The organism is Oceanobacillus sp. M60 (genome assembly GCF_053839645.1).
The window spans coordinates 240,761-258,436 of sequence record NZ_JBSSNH010000003.1 but is presented as its reverse complement, the minus strand read 5'-3'; the positions used below and the strand labels follow the sequence as shown (position 1 = coordinate 258,436).

General features: G+C 40.8%; 16 protein-coding genes and 1 pseudogene. 2 read left to right on the top strand and 15 right to left on the bottom strand.

Translation table 11 applies throughout. From position 1 onward, the window contains the following. Positions 1-6 precede the first annotated feature (6 nt). Both ACW0TQ_RS09160 and ACW0TQ_RS09155 read right to left on the bottom strand, forming a co-directional pair. A pseudogene (locus tag ACW0TQ_RS09160) lies at positions 7-228 on the bottom strand (GMC oxidoreductase); the annotation flags it as partial. Positions 229-249: 21 nt separating this feature from the next. Further along, positions 250-315, bottom strand: a complete 66-nt coding sequence (locus tag ACW0TQ_RS09155) for a twin-arginine translocation signal domain-containing protein (RefSeq protein WP_084613032.1) — start codon at positions 313-315, stop codon at positions 250-252. 576 nt (positions 316-891) lie between these two features. On the opposite strand from ACW0TQ_RS09155, the gene ACW0TQ_RS09150 reads away from it, so the two are divergent. Further along, positions 892-1,218, top strand: a complete 327-nt coding sequence (locus ACW0TQ_RS09150; protein WP_042532781.1) for a four-helix bundle copper-binding protein — start codon at positions 892-894, stop codon at positions 1,216-1,218. 49 nt (positions 1,219-1,267) lie between these two features. Here the strand turns inward: ACW0TQ_RS09150 and ACW0TQ_RS09145 are convergent, their stop codons facing one another. The 8 genes from ACW0TQ_RS09145 to ACW0TQ_RS09110 form a co-directional block, all read right to left on the bottom strand. Beyond that, the gene (locus ACW0TQ_RS09145; protein WP_455725650.1) at positions 1,268-2,809 is read right to left on the bottom strand and encodes a glutathione ABC transporter substrate-binding protein; all 1,542 of its coding nucleotides are present in this window, start codon (positions 2,807-2,809) and stop codon (positions 1,268-1,270) included. Positions 2,810-3,094: 285 nt separating this feature from the next. Continuing rightward, positions 3,095-3,694 (bottom strand): response regulator transcription factor, encoded by a 600-nt coding sequence (locus ACW0TQ_RS09140; protein ID WP_193065357.1) that lies wholly within the window; start codon positions 3,692-3,694, stop codon positions 3,095-3,097. A gap of 2 nt (positions 3,695-3,696) precedes the next feature. Continuing rightward, positions 3,697-4,821, bottom strand: coding sequence for a sensor histidine kinase (locus tag ACW0TQ_RS09135; RefSeq protein ID WP_042532775.1), 1,125 nt, complete (start codon positions 4,819-4,821; stop codon positions 3,697-3,699). A 156-nt stretch (positions 4,822-4,977) separates the two neighbouring features. Further along, on the bottom strand, positions 4,978-5,976 hold the full coding sequence (gene desA, locus ACW0TQ_RS09130; RefSeq protein WP_455725590.1) for a Delta(5) desaturase DesA: 999 nt from the start codon (positions 5,974-5,976) through the stop codon (positions 4,978-4,980). A 266-nt stretch (positions 5,977-6,242) separates the two neighbouring features. Next, positions 6,243-8,993: a phosphoenolpyruvate carboxylase gene (gene ppc, locus ACW0TQ_RS09125; RefSeq protein ID WP_332094209.1), complete on the bottom strand. Its 2,751-nt coding sequence runs from the start codon at positions 8,991-8,993 to the stop codon at positions 6,243-6,245. A gap of 562 nt (positions 8,994-9,555) precedes the next feature. Next, a complete protein-coding gene (locus tag ACW0TQ_RS09120; protein ID WP_042532770.1) occupies positions 9,556-9,765 on the bottom strand; it encodes a gamma-type small acid-soluble spore protein in 210 nt (69 codons plus the stop codon). Positions 9,766-10,022: 257 nt separating this feature from the next. After that, a complete protein-coding gene (locus tag ACW0TQ_RS09115) occupies positions 10,023-10,739 on the bottom strand; it encodes an FAD-dependent oxidoreductase (protein ID WP_042532769.1) in 717 nt (238 codons plus the stop codon). 337 nt (positions 10,740-11,076) lie between these two features. Beyond that, positions 11,077-11,970 (bottom strand): sulfurtransferase, encoded by an 894-nt coding sequence (locus tag ACW0TQ_RS09110; protein WP_042532768.1) that lies wholly within the window; start codon positions 11,968-11,970, stop codon positions 11,077-11,079. A 328-nt stretch (positions 11,971-12,298) separates the two neighbouring features. On the opposite strand from ACW0TQ_RS09110, the gene ACW0TQ_RS09105 reads away from it, so the two are divergent. Beyond that, a complete protein-coding gene (locus tag ACW0TQ_RS09105; RefSeq protein ID WP_042532767.1) occupies positions 12,299-12,853 on the top strand; it encodes a hypothetical protein in 555 nt (184 codons plus the stop codon). A gap of 242 nt (positions 12,854-13,095) precedes the next feature. Here ACW0TQ_RS09105 and ACW0TQ_RS09100 read toward each other — a convergent pair whose 3' ends face one another. Genes ACW0TQ_RS09100 through ACW0TQ_RS09080 form a run of 5 tightly spaced genes read right to left on the bottom strand, consistent with a single transcriptional unit; the run spans position 13,096 to position 17,598 of the window. Beyond that, a complete protein-coding gene (locus tag ACW0TQ_RS09100; RefSeq protein ID WP_332094211.1) occupies positions 13,096-13,908 on the bottom strand; it encodes an energy-coupling factor transporter transmembrane component T family protein in 813 nt (270 codons plus the stop codon). After that, positions 13,905-14,762, bottom strand: a complete 858-nt coding sequence (locus tag ACW0TQ_RS09095) for an energy-coupling factor transporter ATPase (RefSeq protein ID WP_256706293.1) — start codon at positions 14,760-14,762, stop codon at positions 13,905-13,907. The genes ACW0TQ_RS09100 and ACW0TQ_RS09095 overlap by 4 nt, the downstream gene beginning before the upstream one ends. After that, positions 14,753-15,565, bottom strand: a complete 813-nt coding sequence (locus ACW0TQ_RS09090; protein WP_193065354.1) for an energy-coupling factor transporter ATPase — start codon at positions 15,563-15,565, stop codon at positions 14,753-14,755. Before ACW0TQ_RS09090 ends, ACW0TQ_RS09095 begins: the two co-directional genes overlap by 10 nt. A 22-nt stretch (positions 15,566-15,587) precedes the next feature. Then, complete coding sequence (gene menA / locus ACW0TQ_RS09085; protein ID WP_455725649.1) at positions 15,588-16,526, bottom strand: 1,4-dihydroxy-2-naphthoate polyprenyltransferase; 939 nt, start codon at positions 16,524-16,526, stop codon at positions 15,588-15,590. Positions 16,527-16,545: 19 nt separating this feature from the next. Continuing rightward, the gene (locus ACW0TQ_RS09080; RefSeq protein WP_193065353.1) at positions 16,546-17,598 is read right to left on the bottom strand and encodes an FAD:protein FMN transferase; all 1,053 of its coding nucleotides are present in this window, start codon (positions 17,596-17,598) and stop codon (positions 16,546-16,548) included. Between the last annotated feature and the right edge of the window lie 78 nt (positions 17,599-17,676).

Sequence of the window (17,676 nt, the reverse complement as noted above, 5' to 3'; positions counted from 1 at the left end):
TTTCTTTTAATTTTTCGCTTCCACAAGCTGCCCGCCATTTTTTAGAAAATCAATCGTTCCTTCTGTTGCACGATAGGTTAAAGCTGCAGCTGTGGTGGTAGGATTGGTTACTCCAAAGTGTGGAAAAGCACTCGATCCACATACAAATAAATTATCCATATTCCACATTTGTAAATAGCTATTCACAAAGGATGTTTCCGGGTCATCTCCCATAATTGCTCCGCCACTATTATGCTGAAAAAGGAGTACTTAGCCAACAATCCCACCCGTTGTCATTCCTGCTGTTTTAATAAATTGACGTCGAGATACATCCACTTATTGCTGGTTTTCACTTACCTTCCCCTGTTTGTCATCCTTATTCTCTGAAATGTGACTCCCCCCTTATTTACAATCACACATGTAAAATATATTTTCGAAGCTCCTCCTTTCAAGCTTATGTAAAAAGACTGCTATTATATAATATGTGGTCATCATAACTAGAAAACAAACATCTGTGAAGAACCTAAAAATTCTAGGTTACCTATGGAAAACAGAAGAACATGCCTGTTGTCTATCTACTAAAAATGAAAAAACTGCTAAATTAATAAGGTTAGTACGAAGGTTCATCCCGAGTTAATTATATACCCTTACATTAATTTCGAAGTACTTTGTTTAAGCACTTCTTAGGTATACCATTTATTTTTATAGACTATACTTCCCTTAAGTCATGTTACCAGTATGTATATGAATAAATTGTCTTATATATAACTGATGTTTTTATGAACACCTTAGCATTCTATTCTTACAGGCAATTGTTTGCGATAAACTCCAACAGAAAAAGAATGAATCACTGCCTTCTCGGGAATGTTATAACTTGCAAGCTAAAAACATACACTTTGGAGGAGTTTATTCATGTCCCATCAACAACATCAGCAGCTCATTGACGCACTGCAAAACTGTATTGTTGCATGTAATCATTGCTACGATGCATGTCTAAAAGAAGAAGATATTAAAATGATGGCCGAATGCATCCGTTTGGATAGAGAGTGCGCCGAAATTTGTTCCTATCTGGCACAAGCTCTATGCAGAGATACGCCTTTTGCCAAGGAACTTGCTTCGGTTTGTGCTAACATTTGTGAAGCATGCGGAGATGAATGTAAAAAACATAGCCATGCGCATTGTCAGAAATGTGCGGATGCCTGCTTCCAATGTGCAGAGGCATGTAAAAAGAGTGCTTAAACGCATAAATAAAGAAGCAGCTCCTTTTATAGAACTGCTTCTTTATTAATTATTCTGCTTCAATTGTGACATCTCTAAAGAATGGGAAGCTGCTTGGAAATTGATAGTATCCATTTACTTCATCACGCAAGCCGGATAAAAGAACAGAATGATAAATCGGCACGATCGGCGCCTCATCTACAATCATTTGCTGTGCATCTGCATAGAGAGATAGCCTTTCTGCTTCATCGCCCTCTTGTCTGGCATCTTCCAGCAACCCGTCCACTTCTTCATTTGCATAGAAGGAACGATTCCCCGGCGCACCAGCATTATCAGAATGAAACATGGGGTATAAACCGTAATCCGCATCCAGCGTTACCGTTCCCCAGCTTCCTAAAAACATGTCAACGCTTCCGTTTGCAGTATCTTCTAAATAAGTAGCTGTTTCTGTCATTTGAATGTCCACGTCTATTCCGATTTCATTCAGCTGCGATTGGATGACTTGTGCGATATCGCCTGTATTTGTATCATAAGCCATCAGGGTTACCTCTAAGCCATCTGCATAGCCGGCATCCTCCATCAGAGACTGGGCTTCTTCCACATCTTTGTCAATAGGCTCTATATTTTCATCATATCCAAATACAGTCGGTGCAAGAGGCCCTTTTGCCGGTAAAGCAACTCCGTTCAAAACGCCATTAATAATTTCATCCTTATCTAAGGTCATCGCAATCGCTTGACGGACTCTTTCATCATCAAACGGCTCACGCTCTACGTTAAAGCCTAGATACGTCATACTGGCACTATCAGACTGCATCACATGTGTGCCATCATTATTGTCGACTTCCTCCACATTATTGGCATTTACCGGATAAATAAAATCAGAGTCCTCAGTCTGAAGCTCCGCAATGCGAGTTAAATCCTCCGGAACAAAATGGAATGCAATAGAGTCCATTCCAGCTTGCTCTCCCCAATAGTCTTCGTTCTTTACTACGGTTATTTCCCCGCTGACAGCACGTTCCTCAAATTTAAAATAACCTGTTCCTATCGGATTTTCATTTACAACAGAAAAAGGTTCTTCTCCATTTGCAATTGCTTCATTATCTGCTTCAATCGCCTCCAGGCTGATCATATGCCCGCCTGGATGTGCTAAATGGGCAGGTAATGCGGAAAACGGATATGCTGTTTCAATTTGAACCGTGTATTCGTCGATCACTTTAACGTTTTCAATCATGTCAAAGAGAAAGCCAAGCGGAGAACCTATTTCCGTATCACGTACACGGTCTAAATTTGCTTTTACCACTTCCGCATTAAAAGGAGAACCATCGTGGAAAGTAACGTCTTCCCGCAGCTTCGCCTCCCAGACCGTATCCTCGATTTGTTCCAGGCTTTCCGCCAGTGCAGGCTGTATTTCCAAGTCTGTATTCTGTTCTACCAATGTATCATACAAGGTATTCATTACATATAACGAATTACCATCATTTGCTGCATGCGGATCAAGCGATACAGGTTCTGACGCTAAGCCTGCCTTCAGCTGTGTTTCTTCCGCCGTTTCTTCGGCAGGTGCTTCTGTTTCATCTTCTGGACCGCTGTCATCTGCACATGCTGCCATCATAACTAACAAGGAAAACAGTATCGTCCATCCAATTATCTTCTTCAAATTTACTCCCCCTCATTTTCTATGTAGAATCTCCTTCATTCTGATAAGAATACAATTCTTTCAGTTGAGAATAAGTATATACTATTTTTAAAAAAGTGAGAAGAAGTAAATCTGCTGCTCCAAAGTGATAATAAGAAACTGTTGAATTAGATTGCGGTAAAAGTAGTCGTGTTTTAACAAAAATCTTGGCAATTCAAAAATACCAACGTTCTTCAAACCGAAAGTAATGTCCTTACAGCACTAACTTAACCAGCCTTTTTCTTTCACTCTCGCTATGGCTTCTATCCGGTTATCCACCTCTAGTTTATCCAAGATAATTGAAATATAGTTTCGAACGGTTCCATTGGATAAATGTAATTCTTTTGCAATCGCCTTGGTTGTTCCCCCCTGTGTTAACAGCTGCAGGACCTCTATTTCCCGTTTGGTTAAGGGATTTTCTTCTGCAAAGGCAAGATCGATCAATTCGGAGGAATACAAACGCTTCCCCTTCATAATCTGACGAATGGAGTCGGCCAAATCCTCGCTGGGGCTATCTTTTAATAAGTAACCATCGACTTCTGCCTTTCTAGCCCGTTCAAAGTAGCCGGGTCTTGCAAAGGTGGTCAGAATAATAATTTTGCAGGAATCCTCCCTTAGATACTCTGCAGCATCCAGACCTGTCATAACTGGCATCTCAATATCCATTAAGCAGATATCAGGGCGCTCTTGCTTGACTAATGCCAACAGTTCTTCCCCATTACCTGCTTTTCCTACCACGGTCATATCTTCTTCTAAATCCAGGAGCGCGCCTAAAGCTCCTAACAATAACTGTTGATCTTCTGCAATTACAATCCGAATCAAATTCAAACCTCCTCCATTTGCCTTAATATCTTTGGCACCGTCATATCTACTTTAAACCCTTTCGAATGTGCAGTGATAGCTAATGTCCCGTTGATAAAGGATAAACGCTCTCTCATCCCTTGAAGGCCATTTCCAAATTCAGGAACACTATTCTTCCCTATCCCATCGTCCTCTACCTGCAGTCTTATTTCCTTTTCTGTTTCTGAAAATTCCACGGAACAGTGATCTGCCTGACTATGCTTTACGACATTCGTTACTGCTTCTTTCAAGCACATACTTAATACTGTTTCCATTAACATTGGCAACGATGATTGATCTACTTTAATTATAATTTCATGCTTGATTTGTGCGACTTCCATTAATTGTTCGACATGCGCAAGCTCTTCTTCCAAGCGAACATTTTTCATATCCGACACCATTTCCCGCACTTCTTTTAATGCATGTCTGGCTGTATTCTGCACATCCTGCAGCTCTTTTTTCGCTTTTGCAGGGTCTTTCTCCAGCAGTTTCCCCACAAGTTCACTTTTCAGACCGATCATCGATAATTTCTGACCTAAGGTATCATGTAAATCACGGGCTATTCGATGCCGCTCTTCTACAATTGCAAGTTCAGCAATTTTGCGGTTAGCATCTTCCAATTGTTCCTCCAGCTCCTCCTGTTTCAAACGATTATAACGATTAATAGGTATCAGAATAACTCCTAATATGGTCATAATCAAGAATGGCAGCTGATTTAGAAACAGGGAATAATTAAAGAAAAATCCTGCCGTGATGGAACCTATAATCACGACCATGTGTATCACATACATCGTGATAAACCCTGCTTTGCCACGAACATTCCCAACAAAAAATGCAGTAAATAAAGCAAAATAAACGTATCCATATAGAATTGTCATCACCGTATTAATAATAAATTCCATCGTTAACCCGATATACATAAACGGTTCAAGGGAGTTAAAGGTAAACCAGTAAATCGCAAAGAAAAGTAATGTTAACAATACGCCAACACCGATCTCCCAAATCGAAGTAGAGCGAAAAATAAAGTAAAACGGCAACACACAAAAAATAACCCAAATATATATGCTTAATCCTGTGTTTCTTGGAAAAATATAATACCATTGACGCACGATTTGTCCCCCTATTTTCCCGCTTGACGTTATTATACCAAATATATCTCGTGAACGATAAAGAACCCCCTAAAACGTGCAGGGGGTGTGCAGCCAAGCCAGTTATGAGCGAATCGTAGAAGTTGACTTTGCTGTCGTTATCCCTTGATTTTTTGGTTAATTTAAACGATGCTTCATTTCGCGGAAGCTGATAAATGTTTTCTGTTCTTCATCATAGAGACGGAATTTGATTGATTTCAAACTCGTTTTTAACGTAATGATAGTCGCATTGTGTAATGGCGGCGTTTCGCGGTGTGCTTGCTCCAAATGGTAATTAGGGACTTTGGGTGCTAAATGGTGCACATGGTGATAACCAATACTTCCCGTCATCCATTCTAACCATTTCGGCAGCTTATAGTAGGAGCTGCCATCTACCGCTGCTTTCACATAATCCCATTCTGACTCATTCTCAAAATAAGAATCCTCGAACTGATGCTGAACATAGAATAACCAGATTCCTAAGAAACCTGCAATATAAGCAATCGGCAGCTGCACGAATACAAGCGCCTGCCAGCCAAGCAGAAAGCCTATAAGACAGTAAATCACAATTAATGAGATATTAATAATATAGGTATTCTTTCGTTCCTTTTTTTTCGCATCTTTACGATTAATCCGATTACTATAGAGAAATAGCGAAAATGGTCCTAAACCAAATAAAATAATTGGATTGCGATATAAGCGATATTGCAGTCTCTCCCATTTTGTTGCCTTTTCATATTCCTCTACAGTCATAATCCAGATATCACCGGTGCCTCGCTGATCTAAGTTGCCGCTTGTCGCATGATGAATCGCATGTTCTCTTTTCCACTTTTCAAAGGGAAAATGAGTAATTACGCCGGTAATGGTGCCAAGCAGTCGATTTAATTTCGTTTTTTTGAAAAAAGATTGATGCGCGCAATCATGAAAGATAATAAACGTTCGGACCATGAAGCCCGCGGCAGCAATGCTGCATAACAAACTTAACCAAATGGAAACAGCTAAACTTTGATAAGCTAAAATCCACAGGATAAAAAATGGAGGTATCGTATTCAATAGTTGAACAATACTCGTTTTCGTTTTAGATGTTGCGAATGGCATAACGTCTTTTCTAAGCTGTGCTTGCTTTTGTTTGCTCATTGGTATCCCCGCCCTTATAAACTTACTATGATTTCAGTATAAGGAATCGAGCAATGAAATGTTAGATACAGTTGTCAGTAATTTGATATGACACTTGTCATATTTTCTGGATGATGTTCCCCTGTTATGGATTATACTTCACTTAACAGAAGGTTGAATAACGATTCTCCATGATTTAAACCACACATCCCACAGGAAAAAGCCAATTGGTTATAAAACGGGTAACCAATTGGCTTTTTCATTTTAAAATTATTTCCGTTCTTTCATCAGCCTGTATTCACTAATCCTGCAGCTACCCCATTGATTGTCAGTAACACCTCGGTCACCAGATCTTCAGGAGGATTATCTGTTTCTCTTAATTTATGGATTAAATCCACCTGCAGGAAATTAAGCGGATCGACATATGGATTACGAAGATGAACAGAACCTTGAATATTTGGCGTGTGGCTTAGCAGTTCCTCATTGCCGGAAATGTCCAGCAGCGCCTTTTTTGTACGTTCATATTCATCTGCAATATCTTCATATATCCGTTTTGCAGTCTCCGAATCCTCAACTAATTCCAGATATTCTTCAGCAGTTTTCATATCTGCTTTCATCAATGCCATTTGTAAATTATTAATCGTCACTTTGAAGAAAGGCCATTCTTTATACATTGCTCGTAAAGCTTCTAAATGACTCGCATCTTCCTCAATGAAAGATTGCAGACCTGTGCCCGCTGCATACCATGCAGGCAGCATGTACCTGGATTGTGTCCACGCAAATACCCATGGAATAGCCCGTAAGTCTTCAAAACGCTGGCTGTTCTTCCTGCTCATCGGCCGCGATCCAATATTTAAAGCACCCAATTCCGTCAAAGGAGTTGCCTGATTAAAAAACGCTAGAAAATCCGGGTCGCCAAACACCAGCGATTGATATTTTTTCAATGATTTTTGGGAAATAGATTCCATTGTGATTTCCCATTCTTTTTGACGCAGTTCTTCTTGATCCGGTGTATTTGAAACCTTGGCGGACCTTGTAAATAAAGCAGAGGCTGCCTGCTCTAAATTTCGGTAAGCAATATCTTCAAGAAGATATCTGGAAGAAAGCACTTCTCCCTGCTCCGTAATTTTCACACCATCTTCTAGAGTCTCCGCAGGCTGGGAAAGGATGCTGGTACTCAATGAACCGCCTCCACGGCCAAGCGAACCACCGCGGCCATGGAAGAATTTCAGACGGATTTGGTATTGTCTTGCTATATTATGGATTTCCTCCTGTGCTTTAAACAGGTTCCAGTTAGCGCTTAACGTACCGCCGTCTTTGCTTCCATCTGAATAGCCAAGCATAATTTCCTGATGTTGCCCGCGTGCTTTTAATTGTTTCTGATATACCTCTGTTTCAAACAATGTCTTCATAATATCCGGACCTGCAATCAAATCATCGATTGTTTCCAGTAATGGAGCGACATCAAGATCACTTTCCGCCGTTCCATCTGGATAAAGACGATAAATCCCGGTTTCTTTAGCAAGTACCAACACTTCCAAGAGATCGCTCGGCGATTCTGACATGCTGATTAAATAGACTTCAATTGCTCGTTTTCCAAATTCCTCATGTGCATTTTTTATCGTTTTGAAGACTTTCAAAATATCCTGTGTTTCTTTAGAATAACCGCCATCGAAAAGCAGCAGAGGTCTCGGATCATTCAAAACCTCACACAATACTTTTTGTTTCTCTTCTTCACCAAGCGCAGCATAGTCATCTGTAACATGAACAGCCGTTAAAATCTCATGAACAGCCGTTTCATGCTCTCCACTATGATTTCGTACATCCAATGTGGCTAAGTGAAAACCAAACATCTCTACTTGCCGGATGACCTTTCGAATCGTTTTCAGCTTTTTCGTCTTTGGCAAATGTGCTTCGGCACTTTCTTTGATTTCTTTAAGGTCATGAACCAGTTCTTCTGGAGAATCATAACCCTGTGACGTTTTCCCTGTTTCACGCAAACGTTTTAGAATAATGGCAAATTTACGTCGATATACTTCTGACTTGATTGGCCATTTATCGTTCTCATTTAAATAGCTGGTCTCTTCTTTTTCCATTCTATCAATAAATTGCTGATTAATAGATATTCGTTGACTTGATTGGCTAAATCGTCTCATCAGCTCAACGATAGAAGCTTCGTATTTTTTCAAAATCAATTCCCTCTGCATCTCCAATGTCTGCCAAGTGATTTCTGGAGTTACATTCGGATTGCCATCCCTGTCTCCTCCAATCCAGGAACCAAAATGAATGAAATTTGGTACTTCCCAATTTCCCTCTGGAATTTGTTTCTGCAGCTGTGTTTCCATTTCTTGAAAGACATCGGGTAGGGTTTCAAATAATGTCTGGTCAAAATAATAAAGACCATTTTTTACTTCATCCAATACTCCCGGCTTCCTTTGCCTCAGCTCATTGGTGTGCCATAAAGCAGTGATTTCATTAAACAGACTTTCTTCCACATCCGCCTTCTCTCTTTGTGAAGTCTGCGGATTGTCCAATGTCCGTAAATGCGCCGATATGCGCTTCTGTATTTCCAGCACCGTCCGCTTCGTTGCCTCTGTCGGGTGCGCTGTCATAACCAGTTCAATGGATAATTCATTAAGTATCCCTTGAATTCCTTCATTGGTAAGGTTGCTTTCTTTCACTTTGGATACGGCTTTTTCAATAGAAAAAGACTGGCTGCTTTCCTCATCCAGCAGATACTGGCGTTTGCGCCTGATCCGGTGATTTTGCTCCGCAATATTAATCAAATGAAAATAGATAGAAAAAGCACGGATGACCTGCTGACGTAAAGGCGGTTTTAAATTGCTGATTTCTCTTTTTAACGTTTGATATGTATCTTCATCATACTCATTTCGGATACTTTTCGTCATTTCCCGAATCGATTCTACCTTATCAAATAATGCTGTACCTCCATGTAACTTCAAAACTTCTCCTAATATGTTTCCAAGCATATTGACATCATTTCGCAATGAGGCATTTTTATCGATTGTTTCTCTCATGTTGTTTCCTCCTGTTCCAATTACCGTAGAATTATCATATCATTTTTTTGAAAAAAATGATAAAACGAAACTTCATTCAGTGGGAGAATGAAGTCTGTTTCCTACATTCTCCCACTGAATTAGCCTGAGCGATTCAGGGAATTAGCTCACCTGAACTCCCGCCTAAATAAATTTATTCTCTTTTTATTTTGAGGAGGGAGTTATACGGACGGTTCTCCGTGATAAATTCATGATGCAAAAGTGTTTATTTTCCATTTTAAACAGTTAACCTTTTCACCGCTCTCATCGAGAAAAAGACAAATGAATATATCCTTAAACGATTATTTTCACATACATTATTTCTGATTTTTCTTTATATTTGTGGTGAAGCAGCGAGATGAATTAATACCTCTTTTCCCTTTTTATGAAAATATCAAACATTTGAGAGATAAACCTTGAAGATACCCTCCTTTATCTTTTTAAAACAAAGAATAAGATGTTGCTATTTTACTTGATTTTCATTGATTTATTATTATAGCAGAAGAAACTGAAAAGCACCTGCTAAAAAGCAGATGCTCCCTTGTTATTTACTGTTTTTAGGAGATTGCTGATTCTGCACGCTTACTTCTTCCAAATTGGTATCACTGTATATTTCTGTCCCGTGACCTCCCGTTGTTTTAGCTAGGAATTCTTTGACTTCATTATAAGACATACCTGAGTTTTGGTTTGCCTTTTTTACGGCTTCAATATTTGTCCCAGCCGCTGTAAATTTCTTATCCTGATTTTTCTGCATTTATACCCCTCCTGCTTTGTTTCATTTTATTTTGTCCATTAGAGGGGTTTTTAGCCGAAATTTTCTCCTGTCGTTTATAAAAACTGGCGAGTATGGGTTTAACTTTTCTATCTTCTGTATTCTTCGAAGGATGTGTAAAAACAGTGGGCGATACATCAGGATACACTTTCCTTCGTAATAAACCAATTCATTTATTAGCTCAGCGAAACGGCTGAAAACGGCCGCTCTTTTTTATTTACCAACTAGAAGTGACTTGCTTACATGGATACATTCAGTGTTAAAAACGCTGGCAGCTGTTGTTTATGTTTATCAAGCATAATCTGCTCCGGCTTGATTCCCTGCTCTAAAAGCACGTCAATATTCTGCTGAAGAAATTCGTCACTGCCGACAACATAGAAGAGGCCCTCTTTATCAGCTGCAAGGTTTTTCACTTCTTCATAGTAGTCTTTCCGATTATCAACAAACTGCGACGTGAATTTTTTATCAGGTGCGGATTCAAAAATAGGCGTGAATAAGAAATCCTTTGTTGAATCGATGTTCAGAGAATGAATTTGATTAACGTTATCAGCACGTTCGAGATAATCCAGTACAAGCGGCCTGAAGGTTGCCAAACCGACACCTGCCGACAGCAAGTAAACATTTTTATCTTCTCTTTTAAGCGGTACATTCGAATGCGTTTTAAATATAGCAACCTCTTGACCGACTTCCATATTTCTTAAAATCGTTTTAAACTCAGAACATTGCTCTTTAATACGTGTTGTGATGCCGATGGAATTTTCATGCGGTAATGTAGTAATCGACATGTGGCGAATCAGACTGCGGTTCGGTTTCTCTCCGGCATTAAACCCTTCCAGTGCGAAGTGGGTGTGGGAACCTTCTTCCCACGTAAAACCTTCCGGGCAGTCAAGCATATATGTTTTAACCTCAGGTGTTTCATCAATAATTTTATTTATTTTCGTCCAGTATATTTGCATAATATATTCTCCTCCATTATATTTGCCTTTAGTATCTAATATACTACAAATGATAATAATTCTCAATTAAACGGGTTGATTATTTTGGAAAGCACTTGGGATTTTATTATAGGAGGGGTATCAATATGACACTTATAATGGCTACAGCTTCTTTTATTACATCTTTAGCCGTGTTGATCATTGTCACTAGCCAAAACAAGAAGAACGAATGATAATATATAGATCAACCAAGCATATCAATTTTTTTAAATAGGAAATGATAACTTTATTAAATCACCTTAAAAAAGCGCCTCTGCTGCAGCTTCTATGCAGGGGCGCTTCGATCTTTCTCCATTATTTACTTATCTGTTTCCAGCGGAAGGTCAGGATCACTTGCCCATTCCGTCAGAGAGCCATCATACACGGCAACATTATGCTGACCAAGCTTGTTTAACAGCGTTGAATTCCAAGTTGCTGCAATCCCGCTGCCGCAATAGGTAATCACCTTCTTATCCGGATCAAGGGCTCCTGCTTTCTCAAACGTTTCCCGGATTATCTCATCATCGTAAAGCTCCAATGTTTCGGAGTCAGAATGATCTCCGAAAAAGACGTTTACACTTCCTGGAATATGTCCTGGACGGCCATACGTATTCACTTCGCCTTTATGAGCAGCTTCATTTAAGCTGTTGATAATAATAACATTGTCATCATCTATCGCTTGTTTTACCTCTTCCTTGTTAACAAACAGCTCGGGTTTTCGCCCGCCGCTAAAGCTTGCTTTTGGATATGAGCCTGACTCTGTGGTTACCGGTCTGCCTTCTTTTTTCCACTTTGGAAAGCCGCCATCAAGCACCGCGACATTTTCCAAGCCCTCATAGCGCAGCTGCCAAGCCAAGCGGGATGCCCAATCCGAAGCCACAACAGGACTATCTACTTGCGCACCTTGGTCATAAACGACCACATACGTGTCTTCATCGCCGACTCCTAATTCAGTGATTTTTTTAATAAACTCCTTTCTTGGCGGAAGGGTAAAAGCATACTCCGCATCCGTATCGGATAAATCTTCTAATAAATCAGCAAAAACAGCACCTGGAATATGCCCTTTTTCATACGCCTCTTTCCCTGACCAAATATCATAATAACCGCTTGCCGGCAATTTTAAAAAAGTCGTTGCATCTACTAATCTCAGTTTTGAATCATCCAATCTTTCCGCAAGCCAGTCTGTTGTTACAATGAATGGAACATGACTCATTATATGCACTCCTTCACTTTAATTATATAATTCTTATAAATTTACTTATATTTAAACGTATAATAACATGGGAGGATGGTTTTTGCAAAATAACAGATTCAAAATTTATGATGCCATTCCTTTTCCAATTCATCTCCTTTTAGTCGTTTGGACGAAGCATTATACGAAGGCAGCTTATACATACAACCCCTTTTTACTTTATTGATTTAAATTTGTCACACTTTCTATTCATCATGTTCATTATTTCACAAATACTTCACGAAATACCTCCATATTCTATGATATACTTATTGTGAAGATAATCACAAGACAACACTTAGGAGGTTTTATGATGAGATTCAAGCTTATATTTATGTCCTTTTTGTCCCTATTGTTAGTGGGATTTTTGGCCGCATGCGGTGCTGACGAAGAGGAGCAGACAGACGAAAATGCAACAAACGATACGGAGGAAACAGAAGAAGATGTCGTCACAACCGCATCCCTTGTTGATCAGCCCGACGCCTTTGTCAACGCAGTCAGCGAGGATGGAACTTGGATTATCGCTACACTGGATGATATCGCCATAGATGAGGATGTCGTGGTTGCCGGCGAATTCTATGATAAAGACGACGAATCCAGTGATATTTATCGTAAAATTGCTCCATATACACAAGATGAAGACCATAACATTACAGACTCATTTACGATTACCGTTCCCAGCATGACCGTACAGAGTGAAAACTTGAATTTTCAAGGCGGTACTCTGGAAGGTGACGTAATTGTCGAAGCAAACGGCTTTATGCTGGATGAAACAGCAACCATTGACGGAAATTTACAATTTGCAAATGAAGAAGCAGAAAGCTCCGCAACCATTGATGGAGAAGTAACAGGCGAAATCGAATAAAAATAGCAAGGCTCTAACAGGATGCGTCCTGTTCCCCCTCCCCGATTCAAATTAAATAAACAGATACCTCGCTAAAAAAGCGGCCAAGTCAAAGCTTGTCCGCTTTTTTAAATAGTAGAAAAATCGGCCGTTCTTATTGCGTTTTTTCTTTATTCCATCATACTGTCTCCTCCCTGTTCAAAAATCAGAGAAGAGACGTTTTCGTGTAACCTTCTTTTCTAAAAATGACACCAATCCATCTATCAATGAAAGTGATGCCCCTCTGTCCGTAATACGATCAGGATAACCGACAGCAGCACCATGGCAAAAAGAGTGAACGTATCTCCCTTCCGCCAATGCAAGCGTCGAAAGGAGGATCTTGGTTGATTGGACTGGTAGCCTCTTACCTCCATCGCATTCGCCATATCCTCTGCCCTGACCAGGGAGCTGACGAACAATGGAACAAACATCGGAACGATTTTCTTCATCTGCTGGAGCAGTGACCCTTCGCCAAATACAATCCCTCTGGCACGCTGTGCATCCAGCACTTTCTGCGTTTCGTCCAGTATAATGGGAATAAAACGAAGCGCTATCGACAGCATGAGTGATATTTCGTCGACCGGCAGTTTGAGCCGTTTCAAAGGTTGAAGCAGATAATTAATCGCATCTGTCAAATCAATTGGCTTCGTGGTTAAAGTAATGACTGTCGATACAAAAATAATCATGGCAAAGCGGCTAAAAATGTATACCCCATTGATTAAACCAAAGGATGAAATGGTAATTGGTCCCCAATCGATATATATTTCGCCCCCTGCCGTAAACATTACCTGTAACAGCACGGTAAATAAAATCAGCCATATCAGCGGCCGGACACCGCGAATATAGATGCGGAGGGAGACTCCGGAAATCTTCATCATCGTAAAGGTAAAAAGCCACAGCACCAGATAGGTGAGCCAATTGTTGGCAATAAATAAGATAAAAATAAAAGAAATCCCTGCGATTAGTTTAGCTCTGGGATCAATACGATGAAGCAGTGAATCGCCAGGGTAATAACGTCCTAAGATTAATTTGTTCATGCTAATCCCGCCTCTATTAAAGCATCTGCCAGCTGATCCAGCGTCAGACAAACCTGTGGCAAGGTAACGCCCGCTTCCTGCTCCAGCTTTACCTGCAGCTTTCTGGCCTGCGGCAATTCCAGTCCCCATTGATGAACCGCAGATACATCGGCAAATAAATGCTCATGCTCCCCCTGAAAAACTATTCTGCCTTCCTCCATCACGATAACTTCGTCTGCATAATAAGCTGCATCATCCATATCATGGGTAACCAGCAACGTTGTTAACCCGCGCTCTTTATGCCAGGCATGGATCAGGTCCATCACTTCTTTCTTCCCTTTTGGATCCAGCCCGGCACCAGGTTCATCTAAAACAAGAATATCTGGACGCATGGCCAATATTCCCGCCATCGCCACATACCGTTTTTGACCGCCGGACAAAGAGAATGGTGACTTCGACAAAATAGATGCATCTAAACCGACACGCCCAATAACCTCTAGAGCAATCTCCTTCGCCTCTGCTTCAGGCACTCCAAAATTCATCGGTCCGAACATAATATCTTTTTCCACCGTTTCTGCAAACAGCTGGGATTCTGGGAATTGAAAAACCATCCCCACTTTTCGCCGTGCTTCTTTTACGGATTGCTTCGCATTTTCCAGCGTAATTGTTAGTTCGCCGACAGCTACCTCCCCTTTTTTCGGAAGGAGCAATCCATTCATCAGCTTCAATAAGCTTGATTTTCCGGAACCGGTCTGGCCGACTACAGCTGTAAAGGAGCCTGACTTTATCGTTGTACTAATTGACTTTAATATCTCCGGGCTGCGAATCGGACCTGCTTGATAATCTGCGGTTACTTCCTGTAAATTTATCTGCATAGCCATCGCATCATTTCCTGCTCTGTCATATATTGGTCAGGTACGGCACTGCCCCGTTCTTTTAATTTTCTTCTCAATGCTTCTATAAAAGGAACATCCAGCCAATCCTCTCTTTGAAAGATCTGGGCAGGTCTGTCTATTTCCTTCACTCTGCCTTTCTTTAAAACCAGCATTCTATCCGCGGCTTCCGCTTCATTCATATCATGGGTTATCGAAATAATGGTCAGCTGCTGCTGTTTTCGCAAATCATGTAAAAAACGCATGAATTCCTGTCTGCTTTTAGGGTCAAGCATCACCATGGCCTCGTCTAATACAATAATGGCAGGCTGTAACGCTAAAAGTCCGGCAATAGCGACGCGCTGCTTCTGTCCTCCAGATAAACGGGAAGGGTCATGATCTGCATAGCGGCTCATTCCAACCATTTCCAACGCACGATTTACCCGCTGCTTCATTTCATGATAAGGCATGTTCTGATTTTCCAAGGCGAATGCCACGTCGTCTTTTACGGTTGTTCCAATAAATTGGTTTTCCGGGTTTTGAAATACTAATCCGATATGACTGCGAAGCTCCCACTTGGATTCCTCTGTCAGCTCGATTCCATTAATATAAATGCTTCCTGAGGAGGGCGCGCGCAGACCAACCAGCAAACTGGCTAAGGTTGATTTTCCCGAACCATTATGCCCGACAACAGCCAGCCACTCTCCTTGTTCTGCGGTAAAGGAAAGGTCTGCTATCGTTTCCTCCTGCTTTTGCAGATTATAATGAAAAAAGACATTTTCTACGTTGACACAAGGCGTTGACATTTCTCCACCCCTCTCTCTAAGATTACAAAATGACGGATACAAGCAAGGTAATCGCCATCGTTCCATTTACGAGCATCATATTTTTCAAAGATAACGGAAAAGTTTCCAGCTTACTCTGCTTTTGTCTAAACCGTCTGATGCTTTTCGTGATTGGAATCAGCACCAGGCATACAAGCAAGGCATAGACAGGCAGCACCTGAAGCAGCACAGCAGTTACAATCGCTGCAAATGTGAGTACATAAAGCAGATGGAATAATAACAAAGCATGCTTTCTGCCGATATAATAAGGCAGGGTAAAACGCTTATTGGCAATATCCTCTTCCAGATCACAGATATTATTTGCCAGCATGATATTCGCAATGGTCAGTATACAGGGGAGCGAGACCAGGAAAATCTCCAGCAGCAGCAGGACATCCATTTCAAAGGTAATCATGCGTCCGGTCCAGCCTAAATGGGCTATTCCCTGATTAGCGGCATTGACATAGATAGCTAGAAACGTAATGCCAAATCCCATCGTCACACCGGAAAACACCTCTCCAAGCGGCATACGGGACAACGGAATCGGTCCAAATGTATAAAAGATACCAATCGCAAAACAAAGCATGCCAATAACCAGCACAAATAAATCCGTACGAAATACCAGCCAAATCCCTAATAGTGAAGCTATCGCCAGCATGGTAATAATCGTGGCCACCACTCTCTTTTCAGGGATATTTTCCTGTCCGATAATATTGGATTGTCTGCGATAGTCATCACTTAATGCCTTCTTATAATCCATGTAATTATTGATAGCCGTTGTAGTTAAATCAAACAGCAGCATGGCACTAAAGAAAATAGCTGTGTTTAGCGGTTCAAACATATCATAACGATAGATAACAAATAATAGTCCAATTAAAAACGGAAATAAACTAGCTAACTTTGTGCGAATTTCTACCAGCTTTAAAAACGTAGACAGTGTCATCATAGCCCGCTCCCCTCACCTATTCTATTAACGTAAATTCCTCATCTGTCAGTTCAAAATTGCCGGCTAATCCATCGGTGATATAAACATTTTTGTCCTTTGTCACAAAGATGGCTTCTGCATCCTGCATCTGTTGAATAAAGTCCAATCCTTCCTCTAACCCTTTTGAATATAGCAGTGTCGAAAGTGCATCCCCGTCAATTGAATGCTCACTGATAACCGAAACACTGGCAAGCTCTCCTTCAAACGGATAGCCAGTCTGCGGATTTAATAAATGATGATAGATTTCACCCCCCACTTCTAAAAAACGTTCATAAATACCAGAAGTAACGATAGACTGATTCGAAGCAGTCAATCTGCCAACAGTTTCTCCCATTGGCAAGAATGGATTTTGAACACCAACAACCCAGGGATCACCTGATGTCTGGTTCCCCATAACATATATATTGCCTCCTAAATCAACCACAGCAGTGGTGACCCCTTCCTCCTCTAACAGTTCTATGACTTCATCAGCAATATAACCCTTCGCAATTGCTCCCAGGTCTAACCGCATACTGGATTCTGTCAGCATCACGCTTTGCTCTGCTTCATCGAGTTCTATTTTTTCATAATCAATCAACGGCAGTATGTCATCAATTTCCTCCTGCAACGGTTTTCTTGCATCATCCATCCCGATATTCCAAAGGCTGGTTAATGGACCGACAGCAATATCAAAGGAGCCCTCTGCCAATTCACTGTAATCCTTTCCTTGCTTAATCACCTGCCATACATCCTCTGACACCTCGACAGGGTCTTTTCCGGCCTGTTCATTGATTTCAGCCACTTCCGACCCAGCTTCATTGGCAGTCATTTGCTGTTCCAATACTTCAATTCGGTCAAACACCTTATCTAACGCCGACTCTTTATCCTTGTCATACACCTTTATCGTGATAACTGTTCCCAGTAAAAATTCTGTCTCACTATATGGATTGCTGATTAATGATGATGCATCGCTTGATGAATCGGCATTTTTAGAACAGCCTGCAATAATCAGCATCAGCAGCATCAGTGAGATACCAATTTGTTTCTTCATTTTCATACCTCCCTCGCCCTTGTGAATGTTAATAAACACCATAATAATTACTCTCATGTGATTTAATTCACAAATATT